The 16,053-nt window shown below is 63.0% G+C and carries 11 protein-coding genes and 1 tRNA gene; 8 read left to right on the forward strand and 4 right to left on the reverse strand.

Annotated elements, in window-relative coordinates:
• Nucleotides 1-7 precede the first annotated feature (7 nt).
• Complete coding sequence (locus tag FJ978_RS14005) at nt 8-3,937, reverse strand: PAS domain S-box protein (protein ID WP_140572567.1); 3,930 nt, start codon at nt 3,935-3,937, stop codon at nt 8-10.
• Between the two features lie 250 nt (nt 3,938-4,187).
• On the opposite strand from FJ978_RS14005, the gene FJ978_RS14010 reads away from it, so the two are divergent.
• From FJ978_RS14010 to FJ978_RS14020, 3 genes are all read left to right on the forward strand, one after another.
• A complete protein-coding gene (locus tag FJ978_RS14010) occupies nt 4,188-4,646 on the forward strand; it encodes a phasin (protein WP_013893743.1) in 459 nt (152 codons plus the stop codon).
• A gap of 351 nt (nt 4,647-4,997) precedes the next feature.
• Nucleotides 4,998-5,074, forward strand: a tRNA-His gene (locus FJ978_RS14015).
• 47 nt (nt 5,075-5,121) lie between these two features.
• The gene (locus FJ978_RS14020; RefSeq protein WP_348640312.1) at nt 5,122-6,567 is read left to right on the forward strand and encodes an integrase; all 1,446 of its coding nucleotides are present in this window, start codon (nt 5,122-5,124) and stop codon (nt 6,565-6,567) included.
• 416 nt (nt 6,568-6,983) lie between these two features.
• Here the strand turns inward: FJ978_RS14020 and FJ978_RS14025 are convergent, their stop codons facing one another.
• Nucleotides 6,984-7,313: a metalloregulator ArsR/SmtB family transcription factor gene (locus FJ978_RS14025; RefSeq protein ID WP_140572568.1), complete on the reverse strand. Its 330-nt coding sequence runs from the start codon at nt 7,311-7,313 to the stop codon at nt 6,984-6,986.
• A 224-nt stretch (nt 7,314-7,537) separates the two neighbouring features.
• On the opposite strand from FJ978_RS14025, the gene FJ978_RS14030 reads away from it, so the two are divergent.
• The 5 genes from FJ978_RS14030 (at nt 7,538) to FJ978_RS14050 (ending at nt 13,885) form a co-directional block, all read left to right on the forward strand.
• On the forward strand, nt 7,538-8,845 hold the full coding sequence (locus tag FJ978_RS14030; RefSeq protein ID WP_140572569.1) for an FAD/NAD(P)-binding oxidoreductase: 1,308 nt from the start codon (nt 7,538-7,540) through the stop codon (nt 8,843-8,845).
• 157 nt (nt 8,846-9,002) lie between these two features.
• A complete protein-coding gene (locus FJ978_RS14035) occupies nt 9,003-9,203 on the forward strand; it encodes a DUF2892 domain-containing protein (RefSeq protein ID WP_023765238.1) in 201 nt (66 codons plus the stop codon).
• A 10-nt stretch (nt 9,204-9,213) separates the two neighbouring features.
• On the forward strand, nt 9,214-10,176 hold the full coding sequence (locus FJ978_RS14040) for an efflux RND transporter periplasmic adaptor subunit (protein WP_140572570.1): 963 nt from the start codon (nt 9,214-9,216) through the stop codon (nt 10,174-10,176).
• Nucleotides 10,173-13,370 (forward strand): efflux RND transporter permease subunit, encoded by a 3,198-nt coding sequence (locus FJ978_RS14045; RefSeq protein WP_140572571.1) that lies wholly within the window; start codon nt 10,173-10,175, stop codon nt 13,368-13,370. The genes FJ978_RS14040 and FJ978_RS14045 overlap by 4 nt, the downstream gene beginning before the upstream one ends.
• A 110-nt stretch (nt 13,371-13,480) precedes the next feature.
• Complete coding sequence (locus FJ978_RS14050) at nt 13,481-13,885, forward strand: OsmC family protein (RefSeq protein WP_140572572.1); 405 nt, start codon at nt 13,481-13,483, stop codon at nt 13,883-13,885.
• A gap of 211 nt (nt 13,886-14,096) precedes the next feature.
• On the opposite strand, the gene arcC is transcribed toward FJ978_RS14050, so the two are convergent.
• Entirely contained in the window at nt 14,097-15,047 is a 951-nt protein-coding gene (arcC, locus tag FJ978_RS14055) for a carbamate kinase (RefSeq protein ID WP_140572573.1), read from the reverse strand.
• Nucleotide 15,048: 1 nt separating this feature from the next.
• A complete protein-coding gene (gene argF, locus FJ978_RS14060) occupies nt 15,049-16,050 on the reverse strand; it encodes an ornithine carbamoyltransferase (protein WP_140572574.1) in 1,002 nt (333 codons plus the stop codon).
• Nucleotides 16,051-16,053 lie beyond the last annotated feature (3 nt).

The raw sequence follows: 16,053 nt of genomic DNA on the forward strand, positions 1-16,053 counted from the left end.
CAACCTGTTATTCCGCGAGCACCCTGGTCGAGGGGAACGCGACCTCGACAAGCGTTCCTTCTCCCGGCGTCGAATTGATGGTGAACCGGGCGCGGTTCGCCTCCACCATGGCCTTGGTCAGCGGCAGGCCAAGTCCGGTGCCGTCGCCACGCCCGCGCTTCAGGGCGTTGATCTGCTTGAACGGCTTCAATGCCTGCTCGATCTCGGCCTGGCTCATGCCGATGCCTGTGTCGCGCACCCGCATGACGACATCGCCCGAGGTCTCATAGGCGGTCGAGACGATCACCTGGCCGCCCGCCTGGGTATAGCGGATGGCATTGGACAGGATGTTGAGCGCGATCTGGCGCACGCTGCGCAAATCGGCCACCACTTCCGGCAGCCGCGAGGCGAAGCTGGAGCGGATGATGACGCGCTCGCGGTTGGCCTGCGGCTGCATCATCGCCACCGTCTCGGCCAGCGTGTCGTTAAGCGACACCGCCTCATAGGCCATCTCCTGCTGGCCGGCCTCGATCTTGGAGATATCGAGCAGGTCGTTGACCAGATCCAGCACATGGTTGCCCGAGCGGTTGATGTCGCGCAAATAGTCGCGGTAGCGGTCATTGGCGACAGGCCCGAACTTCTCGTCGACCATCAGCTCGGAAAAGCCGATGATGGCGTTGAGCGGCGTGCGGATCTCGTGGCTGATGCGGGCGAGGAAATCGGTCTTCTGCGAGGAGGCGCGTTCGGCCACCGCACGCGCCTGGGTGAGATCCTCCTCCGCCCGCTTCCACTGGGTGATGTCGCGCACCACGGCGCAGAAGCCGCTGTCGTTGGGCAGCCGGCCGATGGTCATGAACAGCGGGATGAAGCGACCCTGCGCCTCGCGCCCGATAACCTCGCGGCCGTCATTCAGGACGCTCGCCACGCCCGGTTCGGACAGTCCGGTGAGATAGTCGCGCGCCGCCCGCTGGCTTTCGATGGCAAACAGCGATGCGAACGGTTTGCCGGTCACCTCGTCGCTGTCGAAACCGAACAGCGCTTCGGCCGGGCGGCTGATCGAGCGGATGGTGCCGTCAGTGCCGATCAGCACGACGCCGTCGGTGGCGGTATCGATGATGGTGCGCATTTCGGCGATGCGCGCCTTGAGTTCGGAAATGTCGGGCTGTGTAGGCTCATCACCGACCACATGCAGAGCTACAGGCGTCTCATCCTCGCCGGAACGGCGCACGACCAGCATCAGTGCCTTGCCGTCGCGCCAGGGAACGGAGCGCAGGATGGCGTCGATCGGAAATTCCTGCCCATCGCGCGTCTTCAGCCGCAGCGCCCGGTCGCTGCCGTCGGAGACGCCGTCCTCGGCGTAGGGGTCGGCAAACAGCGCGCCCAGGCCGCCGGCATCCTCAAGATCGTCCAGCGCGGCGTAGCCGGTCAGGTTCAGGAATTCCTCATTCGCGTAGTGCAGCTGGTCGCCCGAATGAATGAGCAGCGGCACCGGCAGCTTGCCGAGCAGCAAGGTGTCCGGAGCCTTGCTTTCGTCGCCGACGGAAAATGCAGACGGCGTGAACCCTTCGGTCTTGAGCGGTGGCACCTGCAGGCGCGGCCGCTCGGCGCGGGCCTCTGCCCCGTCACTGGCCGCCTGCTCGTCGGGCGCGGCGCCTTCCTCGCTGCCGGCCCAATCCTCATTGTCCTCGGCATCGCGAAAATCGGCTGATGTCATGCTGTCGTCGTCGACAGGCTCATGCGTCATGTCTGCGCCAACCGGTTCGGCGTCCGTCGCGGGCTCGGTGCTCTCCGGTTCCGCCGCTGCCGGTTCGGAGACGGCAGGCTCGTCATTGTCCGCGACGGGGCCGGGTTCGCTCTGGTCGGCATAGTCGAGCAGCGAGCCGGTTGCGCCGCGCGAGGTGTCGTCTTCCGCACGAACTGCTTCGTCCACGCCGTCGAGCCGCGCAAGATCCGCTTCGTCCTCGGCATCGACTTCGGTCTCGGAGGGCTCGGCCAGGGCCGCGTCGCCTTGGGGCTCTGTCGTCGGGTGTTCGCCGGCATCCTTCGGCTCTTCGGGCGGCGTTGCGGCATCTGCCTCCGAAACCTCGCCGGTCGCATCGGCTGGAGCGTCCGTCTTCACGGCCGGCGCCTGTGCTTCCGCCACGGGTTCAGCGGGTGCTTCTGCCGCAGGTTCCGCGGGGCTTTCGACGCCGGGCTTTTCAGCCTCCGGCGGCTCGGCCGTCGAACTGTCCTTCTTCAGCCGTTCGCCGATCTCGCGAAACGCACTGCGTTCCAGGGTCGACAGCCCCTTGTCATTGACCGGCTGCCGGTGTTCAGCCAGCCGGATTACCTTGTCGGCAAAGCGCCGCTCCGGTTTCGGCACGATGGTCAGCGCCGGTACCTCGCCCTTGAACGGATCCGCCTTCGGTTCGCCGGCTTTCGGCTCTTCGGCGGCGGGTTCGACAGCTTCTGGTGCCGCCGGAGCCTTGCCGTTGGGCATAAGTGCCATGCCGATCGCTTCGGGATCGACGACGGCGTCGCTGGGGCGGGCAACGCCGAAGCCGCGGAAGCCTTCGAAAGCGCGGCTGCGGCCATAGACAGGCAAAGCCGCGAGGTCGACAGGGATCTTCAGGTCGGTGCCGACGACCGGCCACAGCGCGGTGCGGCCGGACCAGGTGTCGCGCCGCTCCAGAAGGCCGGCGATTTCGCCGGACGCATCGAGGCCGAAGGTCGCCGCGACATCCCTGAAGCGCCGGCCGATCACATCGGCGGCCGGCTGGCCGACGATATCGGCGAACTCCGGTGACAACGTGCTGAACTTACCTTCAGCGTCGGTGCGCCAGACGAAACGCATCGGCGCCGCCGAGCGGTCTATCGTCCTGGCAGCCGGGATTGCGGTCGGGACAGTCGGGGAGGCTGCCTGGATGCCATCCGCTCCGCTTTTTTCGACGGCAGCGTCAGCGGCGGTCTGTCCCGGCACGGTTTCCGGGTCGGGCGCCGCGGGCGCTGGCCGCCCATCGTCCTCGTCGGCATTGAAGTACCAGTGGTCGTGCTGCGACGGCGTTCCGCCTGTCGGCGGCTGGTCGCTGTTTGCCGCGACCGGTGTCTGCCCGGCCGTTTCCGCGCTCTCCCGCGCTGCCGGTTCCACTATGTCTTCAGCGGCGGCTCCGGCACGGCCGGGTTCTTGGCCCACCGTTTCTGCCTGCGGCTCTGCCGCCGGCTCGTTGTCGAGCTCGGGTTGGGATTGCACGGCGGCGCCAGCGGCCACTCCGTCGGAGCAGTCGTCCGCCGGCGCTCCTTCGGTGGCGCCGCTCTCCTCGAGCTGATTCTCGTCGATCACCACCAGGAGATGACGCTCCGGCGTCAGCCGGGCGAGGCCGGCCGGGTAGGATGTCTTGCCGCCCGGAACGAGGCGCTTGACGATGCGCTCGCTCTCGGCAGCCACGTCGGCCACCAGGGCCGCGAGCGTCTCGGGCTGGATGCCGAGCGCCGCAAAGCCCTCGGACGCTGCCTCGACCTTGCCTTCGGCATCGATGAACGCAATGAAATGACCGTCTTCGGTAAACCCACTGATCGCCCGGTTGGCGATTTCGGCGGCACTGCGCGAACCCGTCTGGGCCGCCGGCACCGCCAGCATGATCGCCTTCTCGTCATCGGGCAGCGTCACGGCGCTGGCAAGGAAGCCGGCGGCGCGGCTGGTCATTCCGGTTGCCAGCCGGACCGTGATGGCACGGTCGCTGCCGATCTCGGGAAAGCCGCTGGTCGCCATGATCTGGCGGCGGGCGATCAGCGGCAGCCGCGCCGACGCGCCGATGATGGCTTCGATGTCGGGATAGCCGAACGCGGCGGCACCCGGCCCATTGGCCCAGATCACCTGTTCCAGATCCACCGACAGGATCGCGATCGCGTCGCCGGCGGCAAACCGCTGGCGGACCGCGTCGAGCACGGCGACATCGAGGAAGGAGTATTCGGACGGCATGCGCTTGGCGAACCCTCACGGAGCGGCGAAATTTGCAGTTAACGCTTTGTTAATAAAAGCCGGAGGCGCGAAGGTCCACAAGCCAGAACGTGCAAAGGCTGGAATTTGGGCTTTTGGTTAACGGCGGAAAACAATTTTTTTGTGCAGTGCAACAAAGATATTGCAATGCACAAAAATTGCCTTTATATTGCCATCATACATGAACGAGACGGCTTTCTGTCAAAGCCGCTGCCGCTGAAAAGGATGGAAAATGTCCAGGACCAAGACCGCCGAGACGATCGAAAACGTTGAGTTCCCGAGCTTCGACGCTTCCAAGGCCACCGACCAGATCCGCGCTTTCGCCGAAAAGGGCGTTGAGCAGTCGAAAGAGGCCTATGCCAAGCTGAAGACCGGCGCCGAGGAGACCCAGAAGGCTCTGGAGTCGACCTACGAGACCGCCAAGACTGTTTCCGGCGACCTGTCGCTCAAGACCATCGCGGCGCTGCGCGCCAATGCCGAAGCCGGCTTCTCGCATCTCGAAGCCCTGATCGGCGCCAAGTCGCTGTCGGAAGTCGTGGAGCTGCAGACCGCTTTCCTGCGCAAGCGCGTCGAGATGACCGTCGAGCAGGCCAAGGACTTCCAGGCTGTTGCCTCCAAGGCGGCCGAAGACGTCTCCAAGCCGATCAAGACCGCCTTCGAGAAGGCCGTGAAGGACATTAAGGCTGCCTAATGTTTGCGCTTGGTTGGAAGATGCAACAAAAGGTCGCGTTTTCTTCAAGCCAATAAAGCGTATGATGACAGCTATCAACGAATACCCGGCGAGTGGAACCTCCTCCCTCTGCTTCCCGGGGTGACCAGCCAGCACCTCCTCCCGCTGGCTCGTAACAGGAAAAGGCCGGCACCTCCTCCCGCCGGCCTTTTTCTTTGCCCGGCGAAACCAGCATCGTTGCGGCGAGATGTGGGCAACTGCCCTTTGCTTTCCAAAAGCCTTGAATTAGAATCCATAAGCCCGTAAGGACGCATCGCCGAACGACAGAGCAGATCGCCGGGACTTTCCACTCCGATCTGCTCAGGCAAACGTGCCGTTGTAGCTCAGATGGTTAGAGCGCCGGATTGTGGATCCGGAGGTCGCTGGTTCGATCCCAGCCAACGGTACCATCGGCTTTCCCTTTAAGTGCATGAATTTGTTAAATGATTTGCCAATTATGGCGATCGGTATTGCGGCAATTGTCGACTTTGTGTTACATATTGTGTTACCTATTGTGATACAAATGGGGTCTGTAGAGGCCGTGGGAAGACGACGCGAAGCACATGATCCAGACCGCTTCCTGCAATTGAGGGGCGATCATTTCCACTACTACCGGCGGGTGCCCAGAGAGGTCAGGGACCTCGACGAGCGTGGGGTGTTCGTGCGCCGCGCGCTTGACACCACTGATCGCATGAAGGCGCGTACCGCCAGGGATCTCCACGAGGCTGCTGACAATGCTTTGTGGGCTTCGCTGATGTTGGGTGAAAATCCACAGGCGGCGCGTGTCCGATACCGCCAGGCCGTCAAGCGTGCCGAGTCGCTGGGTTTCGTCTATCGACCACTCGCCGAGATCCTGGTCGCCGAGCCGCTCGATACGATTCTGCAGCGGGTCGAGAGCACAATAGGGGAGCCCGCCAAATCACCTTCTATCGACGCCGTCGGCGGCGCGGTCGACCATCCTGACGACAAGATATCGGAAGCGCTGGATCTGTATTTCAACGAGATTGCTCGCGCCGAAATCCGGGGCAAAAGCCCTGACCAAAAGAAGCGCTGGAAGGCAAAGCGCCAAATGAGCGTCGATGTGTTTATCGGCTTGGTCGGCGACAAGGCAATGAGTGAGATCACGCGCGAGGACGCGCGAGTGGTGCACAAATATTGGCTGGACCGAGTAGCGCCCGAAATAGGCAGAGCGGATCGTTCGGCGTCGACAGGCAACCGAAACATGGGCAACCTTCGAACCCTATACGCCGACTATTTTCGCCATCTCGGTTTCCCCGAACAGAAAAACCCGTTTGCCGATCTGTCATTCACCGACAGGTCGAAGCGCAGTCGGCCGCCGTTCCCGACCGACTGGATTCGCGACAAGATATTTGCGCCTGGAGCGCTTGTAGCTCTCAATGAGGAGGCGAGAGGAATCGTGCTTGCCTTCGCTGAGACCGGGGCCCGACCGAGCGAACTTGCGAACCTGCATGAGGGTGTCATCCATGTTGATCATGAGGTGCCGCATATTTCGGTCGAACCGCGCGACGATCCTGACGATCCTCGCGAGATCAAGACCGCCTCGTCGGTCCGCAAGGTGCCGTTAGTCGGCGTGGCGCTTGAGGTGTTCAAAAAACATCCCAAGGGCTTCCCGCGCTACAAGGATCGCGAGGCGTCACTGTCAGCCCTGCTCAACAAGCATTTCAAGAACCACAAATTGTTCCCAACCGACAATCACACCGTCTATTCCCTGCGCCACTCATTCGAAGACCGCATGAAGAACGGCAGGTTGGACGAGGAGCTTCGGCGCATGCTGATGGGCCACACGATCGACCGTCCGAAATATGGCGAGGGTGGCGACATGAAGATGTGGCAAGAGGAACTTATGAAGATCGTGCTGCCGTTCGACCCTGCGATCGTATGACACGCTGGCGTACCGTGGCGAGGCGGTCCTCCTTGGCTTGATGATCTCGCAGGGCGCGTTCCAAATGGTCGTATAGCGGCAGCCATGCCTCAGCATGATCGCCCCGCGCCACGATGATCTCGGCGACGCGATCGAGCGCGCGCTCAATCCGCTGCGCTGTGATTGGCTGAAGCGTGGGCGAATATCGCCTCACGGCTTTGCCTTTCTGTAAGGCCAGGAATGTAGCATGCCTTTGCGTAGGCGGACCTTCCTGGTGAAGTGAAGGGCCTGCTTTCGGCTCGGGCTGTAATCGGCGGCTGCGGCGTGCAAATGGGAAAGGGTCTCTGCCCTGTCCGGGGTTGGTAGCGGGAGACCGCTACATCGCAACACCCACTATTGAGGAGGCGCTCTTTTGCTATCGTCGGCGTCCTACGCCGTCACCTTGTCTTGGCCGTTCTGGCCTCGGGATCGCAATAGATGCCGTAGAGCGTTTGCAGGATTCGCTCGACTTTAGATGAAGCCAGCCGGTAGTAGACCTGCTGGGCATCACGCCTTGTGTCCACAAGTTTGAGCGCTCGCAATTTTGAAAGCTGCTGCGAGAGCGCCGACTGGTTCATATCGACCAGCTCGGCCAGTTCGTTGACGCTAGTCTCGCCATCGAGCAGATGGCACAGGATCATCAGCCGCTTCTCGTTGGCCATGGCCGCGAGCAACTCGGACGCTTCCCGCGCCATCTTGCCCAATTCGGTAATTTTTATATTGCGCATATGAACACATTATCATATTAAGAGTTACAAATAATAATAGTTTGACGCTGGCGCCTGTCAAGCCAGCGGATCGATGCGAACGGCAATCCGGTCCAAGCAGCCTTATTGATCCGCATCAAGTCGCAGCTGACCGCAACGGCGCAGACTGGGCAACGCTGCCCGTGAGCCTTGGAGACCGAAAACGTCGGCATCGCTGCAAGCGACGCCGCAAAGGAGGAAAGAGCATGGCGCATATTGTCGTCCTGGGTGCCGGACTGGGAGGCACCATCATGGCCTACGAGCTTCGCGATGAACTGGCAAAGGAACACAAGGTTTCGGTCGTCAACAACGGCAGCCGCTATTCTTTCGTGCCGTCCAATCCCTGGGTTGCCGTCGGCTGGCGCGACAGGGAGGCGGTCGAAGTCGACCTCGCTCCGGTCCTGGCACGCCGCGGCATCGGGTTTCATCCGCAAGGGGCGCGGCGCATTCACCCGGCCGAACGGTCTATCGAACTCAATGACGGGGGCAGGGTCCCCTACGACTATCTGGTGATCGCCACGGGCCCCGAACTCGCCTTCGACGAGATCGAAGGCCTCGGGCCGGAGCACAACACGCAATCGGTCTGCCACATCGATCACGCCCTCAAGGCCAAGGCGGCCTTCGACGCGCTCGTCGCAAGGCCGGGTCCGGTCGTCATCGGCGCGGTCCAGGGCGCGTCCTGTTTCGGGCCGGCCTACGAATTCACCTTCATCCTCGACAAGGCGCTGCGCGACGCCAAGGTGCGCGATCGCGTTCCCATGACCTTCGTCACCTCGGAACCCTATATCGGCCATCTCGGCCTCGACGGCGTCGGCGACACCAAGGGCCTGCTCGAGAGCGAGATGCGCCAGCATCACATCAAGTGGATATGCAACGCCAAGGTGGACAAGATCGATCTGGGCAAGATGTTCGTCCAGGAGATCGCCGACGACGGTTTGGTCAGGCAGGCGCATGAATTGCCGTATGTCTATGCGATGCTGCTGCCGGCATTCCGCGGCGTGGCGGCGGTGCGTGGCATCGAGGGCCTCACCAACCCGCGTGGCTTCATCCTTGTCGACAAGCACCAGCGCAACCCTGCCTTCCCCGAGATATTCGCGGTCGGCGTCTGTGTCGCTATCCCGCCGGTCGGCAAGACGCCGGTTCCGGTTGGTGTGCCGAAGACCGGCTTCATGATCGAATCCATGGTGACGGCGACGGCCCGCAACATTGGCCAGCTGGTGAAGGGGGAAGAGCCCGACGCCCAGGGCACGTGGAATGCAATCTGCCTAGCCGATTTCGGCGATTCCGGCGTCGCCTTCGTGGCGCAGCCGCAAATCCCGCCCCGCAACGTCAACTGGTCGTCCTCCGGCAAATGGGTGCACACCGCCAAGGTCGGCTTCGAGAAGTATTTCCTGCACAAGATAAGAACCGGAAAGTCCGAACCCTTCTATGAGCGCCTCGCGCTGCAGGTGCTTGGTATCGACAAGCTCAAGCAGATCAAGATCGAGGCGTCCGCAGATGCGCCGGCTGCCTGACCGGGACGAGCCGGCACCGCCGGCCTTTCCCCGGATGACGACTGGCGGGCACATGAACGGTCCGCAGCCGCCAGCGGCAAATTCGATGGCGACGCCTCTTGCAGCCAACGATAACATTCATATATTTAGATATGATCATATACAAATGGAGATGGTGATGTCACTCGATCGTTCCGTTCTTGCGTTTGCCGGCATCATGGTGCTGCTGTCGGTTGCGCTGACTGCCTGGGTTTCGCCGCTGTTTGTCTGGCTGACGGTCTTCGTTGGGCTCAACATGCTGCAGTCAGTGTTCACCGGCTTCTGCCCGGCGGCCATCGTCTTCAAGAAACTCGGCGTCAAGCCGGGATGCGCGTTCTAGGACCATCGGCATGCGCATGCTTCTTTTGTTCGCCGCGTTGCTGGCGACCTCTCCGGCGCTGGCCGGCACGCTCACGCTCGCACCGACAACGGTGACCGAATGGAAGGCGGTCTATGGCCGTGTCGAAGCGCGCGACACTGTTCCGGCGCGGGCACGCGTCGGCGGCCTCGTCGTCGATCTGGCCATTACCGAGGGCGAGCCGGTCAAGGCCGGCCAGAAGATCGCCACCGTCCAGGATGACAAGATCGCCTTTCAGGTTGCGGCGCTGGACGCGCAGCTTCGTGCCCTGCAGGCACAACTGGAAACGGCGCAGTCCGAACTGGCCCGCGGCCAGACGCTGGTCGACAAGGGCGTGCTGACCGCGCAACGTCTCGATCAGCTCCGCACCGAGGTCGACGTCGCGCGCAACCAGCTTGCCGCGACCGAGGCCCAGCGTTCGGTGATCATCCAGCAGGCTGCCGAAGGCGATGTCTTTGCCCCCGGCGACGGCCGCGTGCTGACCGTGCCGGTCACACGCGGTGCAGTGATCATGGCCGGTGAAGTGGTGGCGACCATCGGCGGCGGCGGCGTGTTCCTGCGGCTGGCCGTTCCGGAGCGGTATGCGGCGACACTGAAGCAGGGCGCCGCTATCCGCATCAATGCCAGCGGCAAGGAGTCAACCGGCCGCCTCGCCAAGATCTATCCGCAGATCGACAATGGCCGCGTCATCGCCGACGTCGAGGTCGACAATCTCGATACAGATTTCATCGACGCCCGGGTGCTGGTCGAACTGCCGGTCGCCGAGCGTTCCGCGCTGCTGGTCCCGACTTCGGCGGTAGCGACCCGCTCCGGGATCGATTTCGTCCGCATCGCTGCGGCCGGCGTGGAGACCGAGCGGGCGGTAGTGCCTGGTGAACGGATGACGCGAGCCGACGGCGATTATGTCGAGATCCTGACCGGTCTTGCGCCTGGCGATGTCGTGATCACGCCATGAAAGGTCCTGCTAGCTTCGGTATTGCGGGTGGGCTGACCCGAGCTTTCATCGGGGCGCCGCTCACGCCGCTGTTCCTGGTTGCTGCGTTTGCCTTCGGGCTGGTGGCGCTGCTCACGTTACCGCGCGAGGAGGAACCGCAGATTTCGGTGCCGATGGTCGATATCTTCGTGCGCGCCGACGGCCTGAAGGCCGACGATGCCGTCAAGCTGATCACCGAACCGCTGGAAACGATCGTCAAGGGTATAGACGGTGTCGAGCACGTCTATTCGCAAACCCGCGACGACCAGGTGATGGTCACCGCGCGCTTTGTCGTCGGTACGTCGTCGGACGCAGCGGTGCTGCGCGTCCACGACAAGGTCCGCGCAAATATAGAGCGCATTCCCATCGGCGTGCCCGAGCCGCTCATCATCGGACGCGGCATCGACGATGTCGCCATCGTCACGCTAACGTTGTCGCCAAAGCCCGAGGCGGCCGGACGTCTGACGGCGAACGACCTCACCCGCATCGCGCGCGAACTGCGCACCGAGCTCGCCAAGATCGACAATGTCGGGCTGACCTATCTGGTCGGCGACACCCGAGAGATCATCCGAGTCGCGCCGAACCCGGAAAAGCTCGCCCTTTACGGCGTGACCTTGCAGCAGCTTGCGGCAAAGGTCTCCGGCGCAAACAAGGCCTTTCCGGCGGGACGGGTGCGCGATGCGGGCGAACAGATCGACATCGTCGCCGGCGAGACTCTGGGCTCGCCGGACCAGATCGCCAATCTGCTGCTGACCTCGCGCGACAACCGCCCGGTCTATGTCCGCGACGTTGCCGACGTCGCCTTCGCGACCGACACCGGCGACGTGCTTGTTTCGACACTCACAAAGTCCGCAACGGGCGTGACACGGGTGCCGTCGGTAACCGTCGCCATTGCAAAACGCGCAGGCTCCAACGCGGTGTCGGTCGCCGAGGCGATCCTGCACCGGGTCGAGATGCTGAAGAGCAGCCTGATCCCCGCCGACCTGTCGGTCGAGGTCACGCGCGACTATGGCGAGACGGCGAACGAAAAGGCCAACGAGCTCCTCTATCATCTCGGCCTGGCGACGATTTCGATCATCCTGCTGGTCTGGATCGCCATCGGTCGCCGCCAGGCCATGGTGGTGGCGATCGTCATCCCCGTCACCATCCTGCTCACGCTGTTTGCCTCGCGCGTCATGGGCTATACGCTGAACCGCGTCTCGCTGTTCGCGCTGATCTTTTCCATCGGCATCCTCGTCGACGACGCAATCGTGGTCATCGAGAACATCTCGCGCCATTGGGCCATGGGCGATGGGCGCGATCGCCGGCAGGCGGCGATCGAGGCGGTGGCGGAAGTCGGCAACCCAACCATCGTCGCCACCTTGACCGTGGTCGCCGCGCTGCTGCCGATGCTATTCGTCTCGGGAATGATGGGCCCGTATATGAGCCCGATCCCGGCCAATGCCTCGGCGGCCATGGTCTTCTCCTTCTTCGTCGCGGTGATGGTGACGCCATGGCTGATGCTGAAGCTTGCCGGACGCGCACCAGTCGACGCCCATCGCGATCATGGCGGCGGCGGGCTGCTTGGCCATGTCTATACCGTGGTCGCGCGGCCCATCCTGGCCTCGAAGACGGCGAGCTGGGTCTTCCTGCTTGTCGTCGGCGTGCTGACGCTCGGCTCGCTCGCGCTGTTCTACACTGAGAACGTGACGGTCAAGCTCTTGCCCTTCGACAACAAGTCCGAACTTTCCGTGACCATCGACCTGCCGGAAGGGTCTTCCGTCGAGGCCACCGATGCGGTGGCGCAGGCTGTTGCGGCCAAGGTTCTCGAGCTGAACGAGGTTCGGTCGGTCCAGACACATGCCGGAACCGCGGCGCCATTCAATTTCAACGGCCTTGTCAGGCACTCCTTCCTGCGCAGCGAGCCGCAGCAGGGAGATGTCGCTATCAATCTCTCGCTGAAGTCGCAACGTAGCCGTTCGAGCCATGACATCGCGCTGGAAATTCGCCGTCGCATCACCGCGCTTGCCGTTCCCGCAGGCAGCAGCTTGAAGGTCGTCGAGCCGCCGCCCGGGCCGCCGGTCATGGCTACATTGCTGACAGAAATTTACGGGCCAGACGGCGAGACGCGTCGCAAGGTTGCAGCCAAGGTCGAAGCGGCGTTCCGGTCGGTGCCCTTCATCGTCGACGTCGATAATTCCTGGGGCCAGCCGGCGCGCCGGCTGCGCGCCACGATTTCCACCGACGATGCCGAGTTTTTCCATGTCGAGGACAGCGATGTGTTTAGCACTATTGCCGTTCTCAATGGCGGCGAGACCGTCGGCTACTCGCATCGCGGCGGCGGCCGCCAGCCAATTCCGATCCGTATCGAGCGGAAGAAGGGCGAGAGGACGCTCGACGAACGCTTCCTCACCACGCCCATTCCGGCGAATGTGCTGCCCGGCGATCGCGGTGTGGTCGAGTTGGGCGACGTCGTGCGCATAGTGCCGGAACGCGCCTCCTTCCCGGTGTTCCGGCACAATGGCCACGCCGCTGAGATGGTGACGGCCGAGCTTGCAGGTAGCTTCGAGGCGCCGCTTTACGGCATGCTCGCCGTCGGCAAGGCAATCGACGCGCAGGACTGGACCGAACTGCAGAAGCCCGCAATCTCGCTGCATGGCCAGCCGGAGGACGAAAGCAAGCCGACGCTGCTTTGGGACGGCGAATGGGAAGTCACCTGGGTGACCTTCCGCGACATGGGAGCGGCCTTCGGCGTCGCGCTGCTCGGCATCTATATATTGGTCGTCGCCCAGTTCGGTTCGTTCAAGGTGCCGCTGGTCATCCTGACGCCGATCCCGCTGACCTTCATCGGCATCCTCGGTGGGCATTGGCTGTTCGGCGCGCCTTTCACGGCGACCTCGATGATCGGCTTCATCGCATTGGCAGGCATCATCGTGCGCAATTCGATCCTGCTGGTCGACTTCATTCGGCACGCGGCGTCGCCGGATAGGCCGCTGGCTGACATTTTGATTAAGGCCGGCGCGATCAGGTTCAAGCCGATCCTGCTGACGGCACTTGCCGCCATGATAGGCGCGGCGGTGATCCTGACCGATCCGATCTTCCAGGGACTGGCGATCTCGCTGCTGTTTGGTCTCGCCTCCTCGACCCTGCTGACCGTGCTGGTCATCCCCGCGATCTATCGGGTGCTGCGCACGTGAACGGGAACAGAGCGGCCGGGACCCTGACCTGGATCAACACCGGGCTCCTGAAAAGAGGCTAGAAACGCCAGAACGTCGCCCGCCAGGCCGGCGGCGAAGCAGGTGGCACCATGTTCGAATATAGCGTTGAGGCCAGACGGACCGATGCACAAGGCAGCGTGGCCACGACCAAGAACGCCGCGCTTGTTCTCGACACCTGTCTCAAGGGCCGGGCCGATGCCTTCAATCCAGCCGAATTGCTTCTGGCGGCCATCGCAGCGTGCATGATCAAGGGCATCGAGCGCGTCACGCCGATGCTCGGTTTCAAGCTACGCGGCGTCAGGGTTGCGTTGCATGCCGTTCGGCGCGACAGCCCGCCGGGAATTGCCTCGATCGACTATGAACTTGTGGTCGACACCGAGGAAACCGACCAGCGGCTGGAACTGCTGCACAAGAATGTCCGCAAGTACGGCACGATTTCCAATACTGTCGCTGCGGCTACGAAACTCGCGGGCACGATCCGCAGAAAAGCATGAGCAGCCGCATGACAATCTGTCCCCGATCAGCTGGCAGTGCGCCGCTTGCGGGCCAATGACGGCATCGTCTCGACCGCCAGCCTGATCGTCAGCGTGCTGTCGGGGCGGCGCCGATGCAGTCAAATACCGCTGTGGGTGGCGAGAGGAGCCGCGCGGTATTTCTCCCGTACGATGTGCCCGAAATGCGCCAAAGGCCATGGCACCAATTACGTCATCGGTGTCGTGCCGGTAGCCCAAGGTTTCGGGGGAATAGAGCGCTGGCTTCGAACCAGGTGCCGCATTCCCCTCTGACAATTTCAACGGCGTCCTCGAGCTTGCCGATTGCAGCAGACTTGCCTGTCGCTTCAATGAATTCGATTGCAGCGCTGACCTTTGGTCCCATGGAGCCGGCCGGAAAAGTCCTACCCGATAGCTCCTTGGGGCTCACGCGCCGGAGCGCCCGAGCGGCCGCTGTTCCGTAGTCGACATAGACGGCGTCGACATCCGTCAGCATCAGCAGCATGTCTGCCTTCAACTCGCGAGCGAGAAGCGAGCTTGCCAGATCCTTGTCGATAACTGCTTCCACACCGCAAAGACTGCCGTCATCACGGGTTATTACCGGAACCCCGCCGCCGCCGGTGCAGATGACGATCACGCCGCGCTCGACCAGGAACGAGATCACCGATGCTTCCAGGATCACCAGCGGCTTGGGGGAAGGCACGACGCGGCGCCATTTGTCGCCATCGGGCGCTATCTGCCAGCCACGCTCCGCCGCAAGCCTGCGCGCCGTCGCCTCATCGTAGACCGGCCCTATCGGCTTCGTCGGGTGGCCGAAAGCCGGATCGTTCGGGTTCACCTTCACCTGCGTCAGCAGGGTCGCGAACAGCCTGTGCTTGAGGAGGTTGCCGAGCTCCTGCTCGATCACATATCCAATCATGCCGGCGCTCTCGGCCCCAAGCACGTCGAGGGGAAACGTCCCATCGCCCGGGCTGGCTGCGGCCTGGAGGGCGAGCAGGCCGACCTGCGGGCCGTTGCCGTGCGTAACTACAACCGAGTGTCCTTCGCCGATGAGTTCCACGAGCACTGATGCGGCGCGTTTGATGTTGGCGCGCTGGTTCCCGGCCGTCATCGGTTCGCCACGGCGTAACAGTGCGTTTCCGCCGAGCGCGACGACAATCAGCATCTCAGTTGCCGATCGTGGCGACGAGCAGGGCTTTGATTGTGTGCATTCGATTCTCGGCCTGGTCGAAGACGATGGAGGCGGCCGACTCGAACACCTCGTCGGTGACCTCCATGCAATCGATGCCGTATTCCTTCGCGATGAATGCGCCGATCTCGGTATCGGTGTCGTGGAAGGCCGGAAGGCAATGCATGAATTTGACATGGGGATTGCCGGCGGCGGCCATCACTTCGCTGGTAACCCGGTATGGCGTCAGAAGGCGAATGCGCTCCGCCCAGCCGGATTTGTCCTCGCCCATCGACATCCAAACGTCGGTATAGATGAAATCGGCATCCCGGACGCAGCCCTCTACGTTCTCGTCCAGCCTGAAGCGGCCACCGCTGCGTTGCGCCAGTTCCCTGACATGGGCGCAGAATTCTTCATCTGGCCAGAGTTCTCTCGGCGAGGCGATGCGCATGTCGATGCCGACCTTGGCTGCGCCCAGCGCCAGCGACAAAGCGACATTGTCGCGACCCTCGCCGACGAAGGTGACCGTCATGTCCGACAGGTGCCTGTGGGTGAACTCGCGCATGGTCATCAGATCGGCGAGGATCTGCGTCGGATGCGCCTCGTCGGTGAGGCCGTTGTAGACCGGCACGCCAGCGTGCGTTGCAAGCAGTTCGGCTTGATGCTGGCCAAAGCCGCGATACTCGATCGCGTCATACATGCGGCCGAGCACTCGGGCCGTGTCCTTCATGGATTCCTTGTGGCCGATATGGCTGCCGCTCGGTCCGAAATAGGTGACGTGGGCGCCTTGATCGTAGGCCGCTACCTCGAACCCGGTCCGCGTGCGCGTCGAATCCTTCTCAAAGATCAGCGCAATGTTCTTTCTGACCAGACGCGGTATCTCGTGGCCGGCGAGCTTGGCCGCCTTGAGATCGGCTGCCAGCTTCAGAAGAAAGCGGATCTCATCGGCCGCGAGATCGTCGAGCGTGAGGACAGAGCGGCCGTGAAGATTGATCGACATGCG

The organism is Mesorhizobium sp. B1-1-7, assembly GCF_006442705.1.
GTDB classification, from domain to species: Bacteria; Pseudomonadota; Alphaproteobacteria; order Rhizobiales; family Rhizobiaceae; genus Mesorhizobium; species Mesorhizobium opportunistum.

Excerpts from the sequence above, each read along its gene's own strand:
- FJ978_RS14025 (WP_140572568.1), bottom strand. The coding sequence starts at position 7,313 with ATGCGCAATATAAAAATTACCGAATTGGGCAAGATGGCGCGGGAAGCG.
- FJ978_RS14035 (WP_023765238.1), top strand. The coding sequence starts at position 9,003 with ATGTCACTCGATCGTTCCGTTCTTGCGTTTGCCGGCATCATGGTGCTG.
- FJ978_RS14045 (WP_140572571.1), top strand. The coding sequence starts at position 10,173 with ATGAAAGGTCCTGCTAGCTTCGGTATTGCGGGTGGGCTGACCCGAGCT.
- FJ978_RS14040 (WP_140572570.1), top strand. The coding sequence starts at position 9,214 with ATGCGCATGCTTCTTTTGTTCGCCGCGTTGCTGGCGACCTCTCCGGCG.
- arcC (WP_140572573.1), bottom strand. The coding sequence starts at position 15,047 with ATGCTGATTGTCGTCGCGCTCGGCGGAAACGCACTGTTACGCCGTGGC.
- FJ978_RS14030 (WP_140572569.1), top strand. The coding sequence starts at position 7,538 with ATGGCGCATATTGTCGTCCTGGGTGCCGGACTGGGAGGCACCATCATG.
- FJ978_RS14010 (WP_013893743.1), top strand. The coding sequence starts at position 4,188 with ATGTCCAGGACCAAGACCGCCGAGACGATCGAAAACGTTGAGTTCCCG.
- FJ978_RS14020 (WP_348640312.1), top strand. The coding sequence starts at position 5,122 with ATGGCGATCGGTATTGCGGCAATTGTCGACTTTGTGTTACATATTGTG.
- FJ978_RS14050 (WP_140572572.1), top strand. The coding sequence starts at position 13,481 with ATGTTCGAATATAGCGTTGAGGCCAGACGGACCGATGCACAAGGCAGC.
- FJ978_RS14005 (WP_140572567.1), bottom strand. The coding sequence starts at position 3,937 with ATGCCGTCCGAATACTCCTTCCTCGATGTCGCCGTGCTCGACGCGGTC.
- argF (WP_140572574.1), bottom strand. The coding sequence starts at position 16,050 with ATGTCGATCAATCTTCACGGCCGCTCTGTCCTCACGCTCGACGATCTC.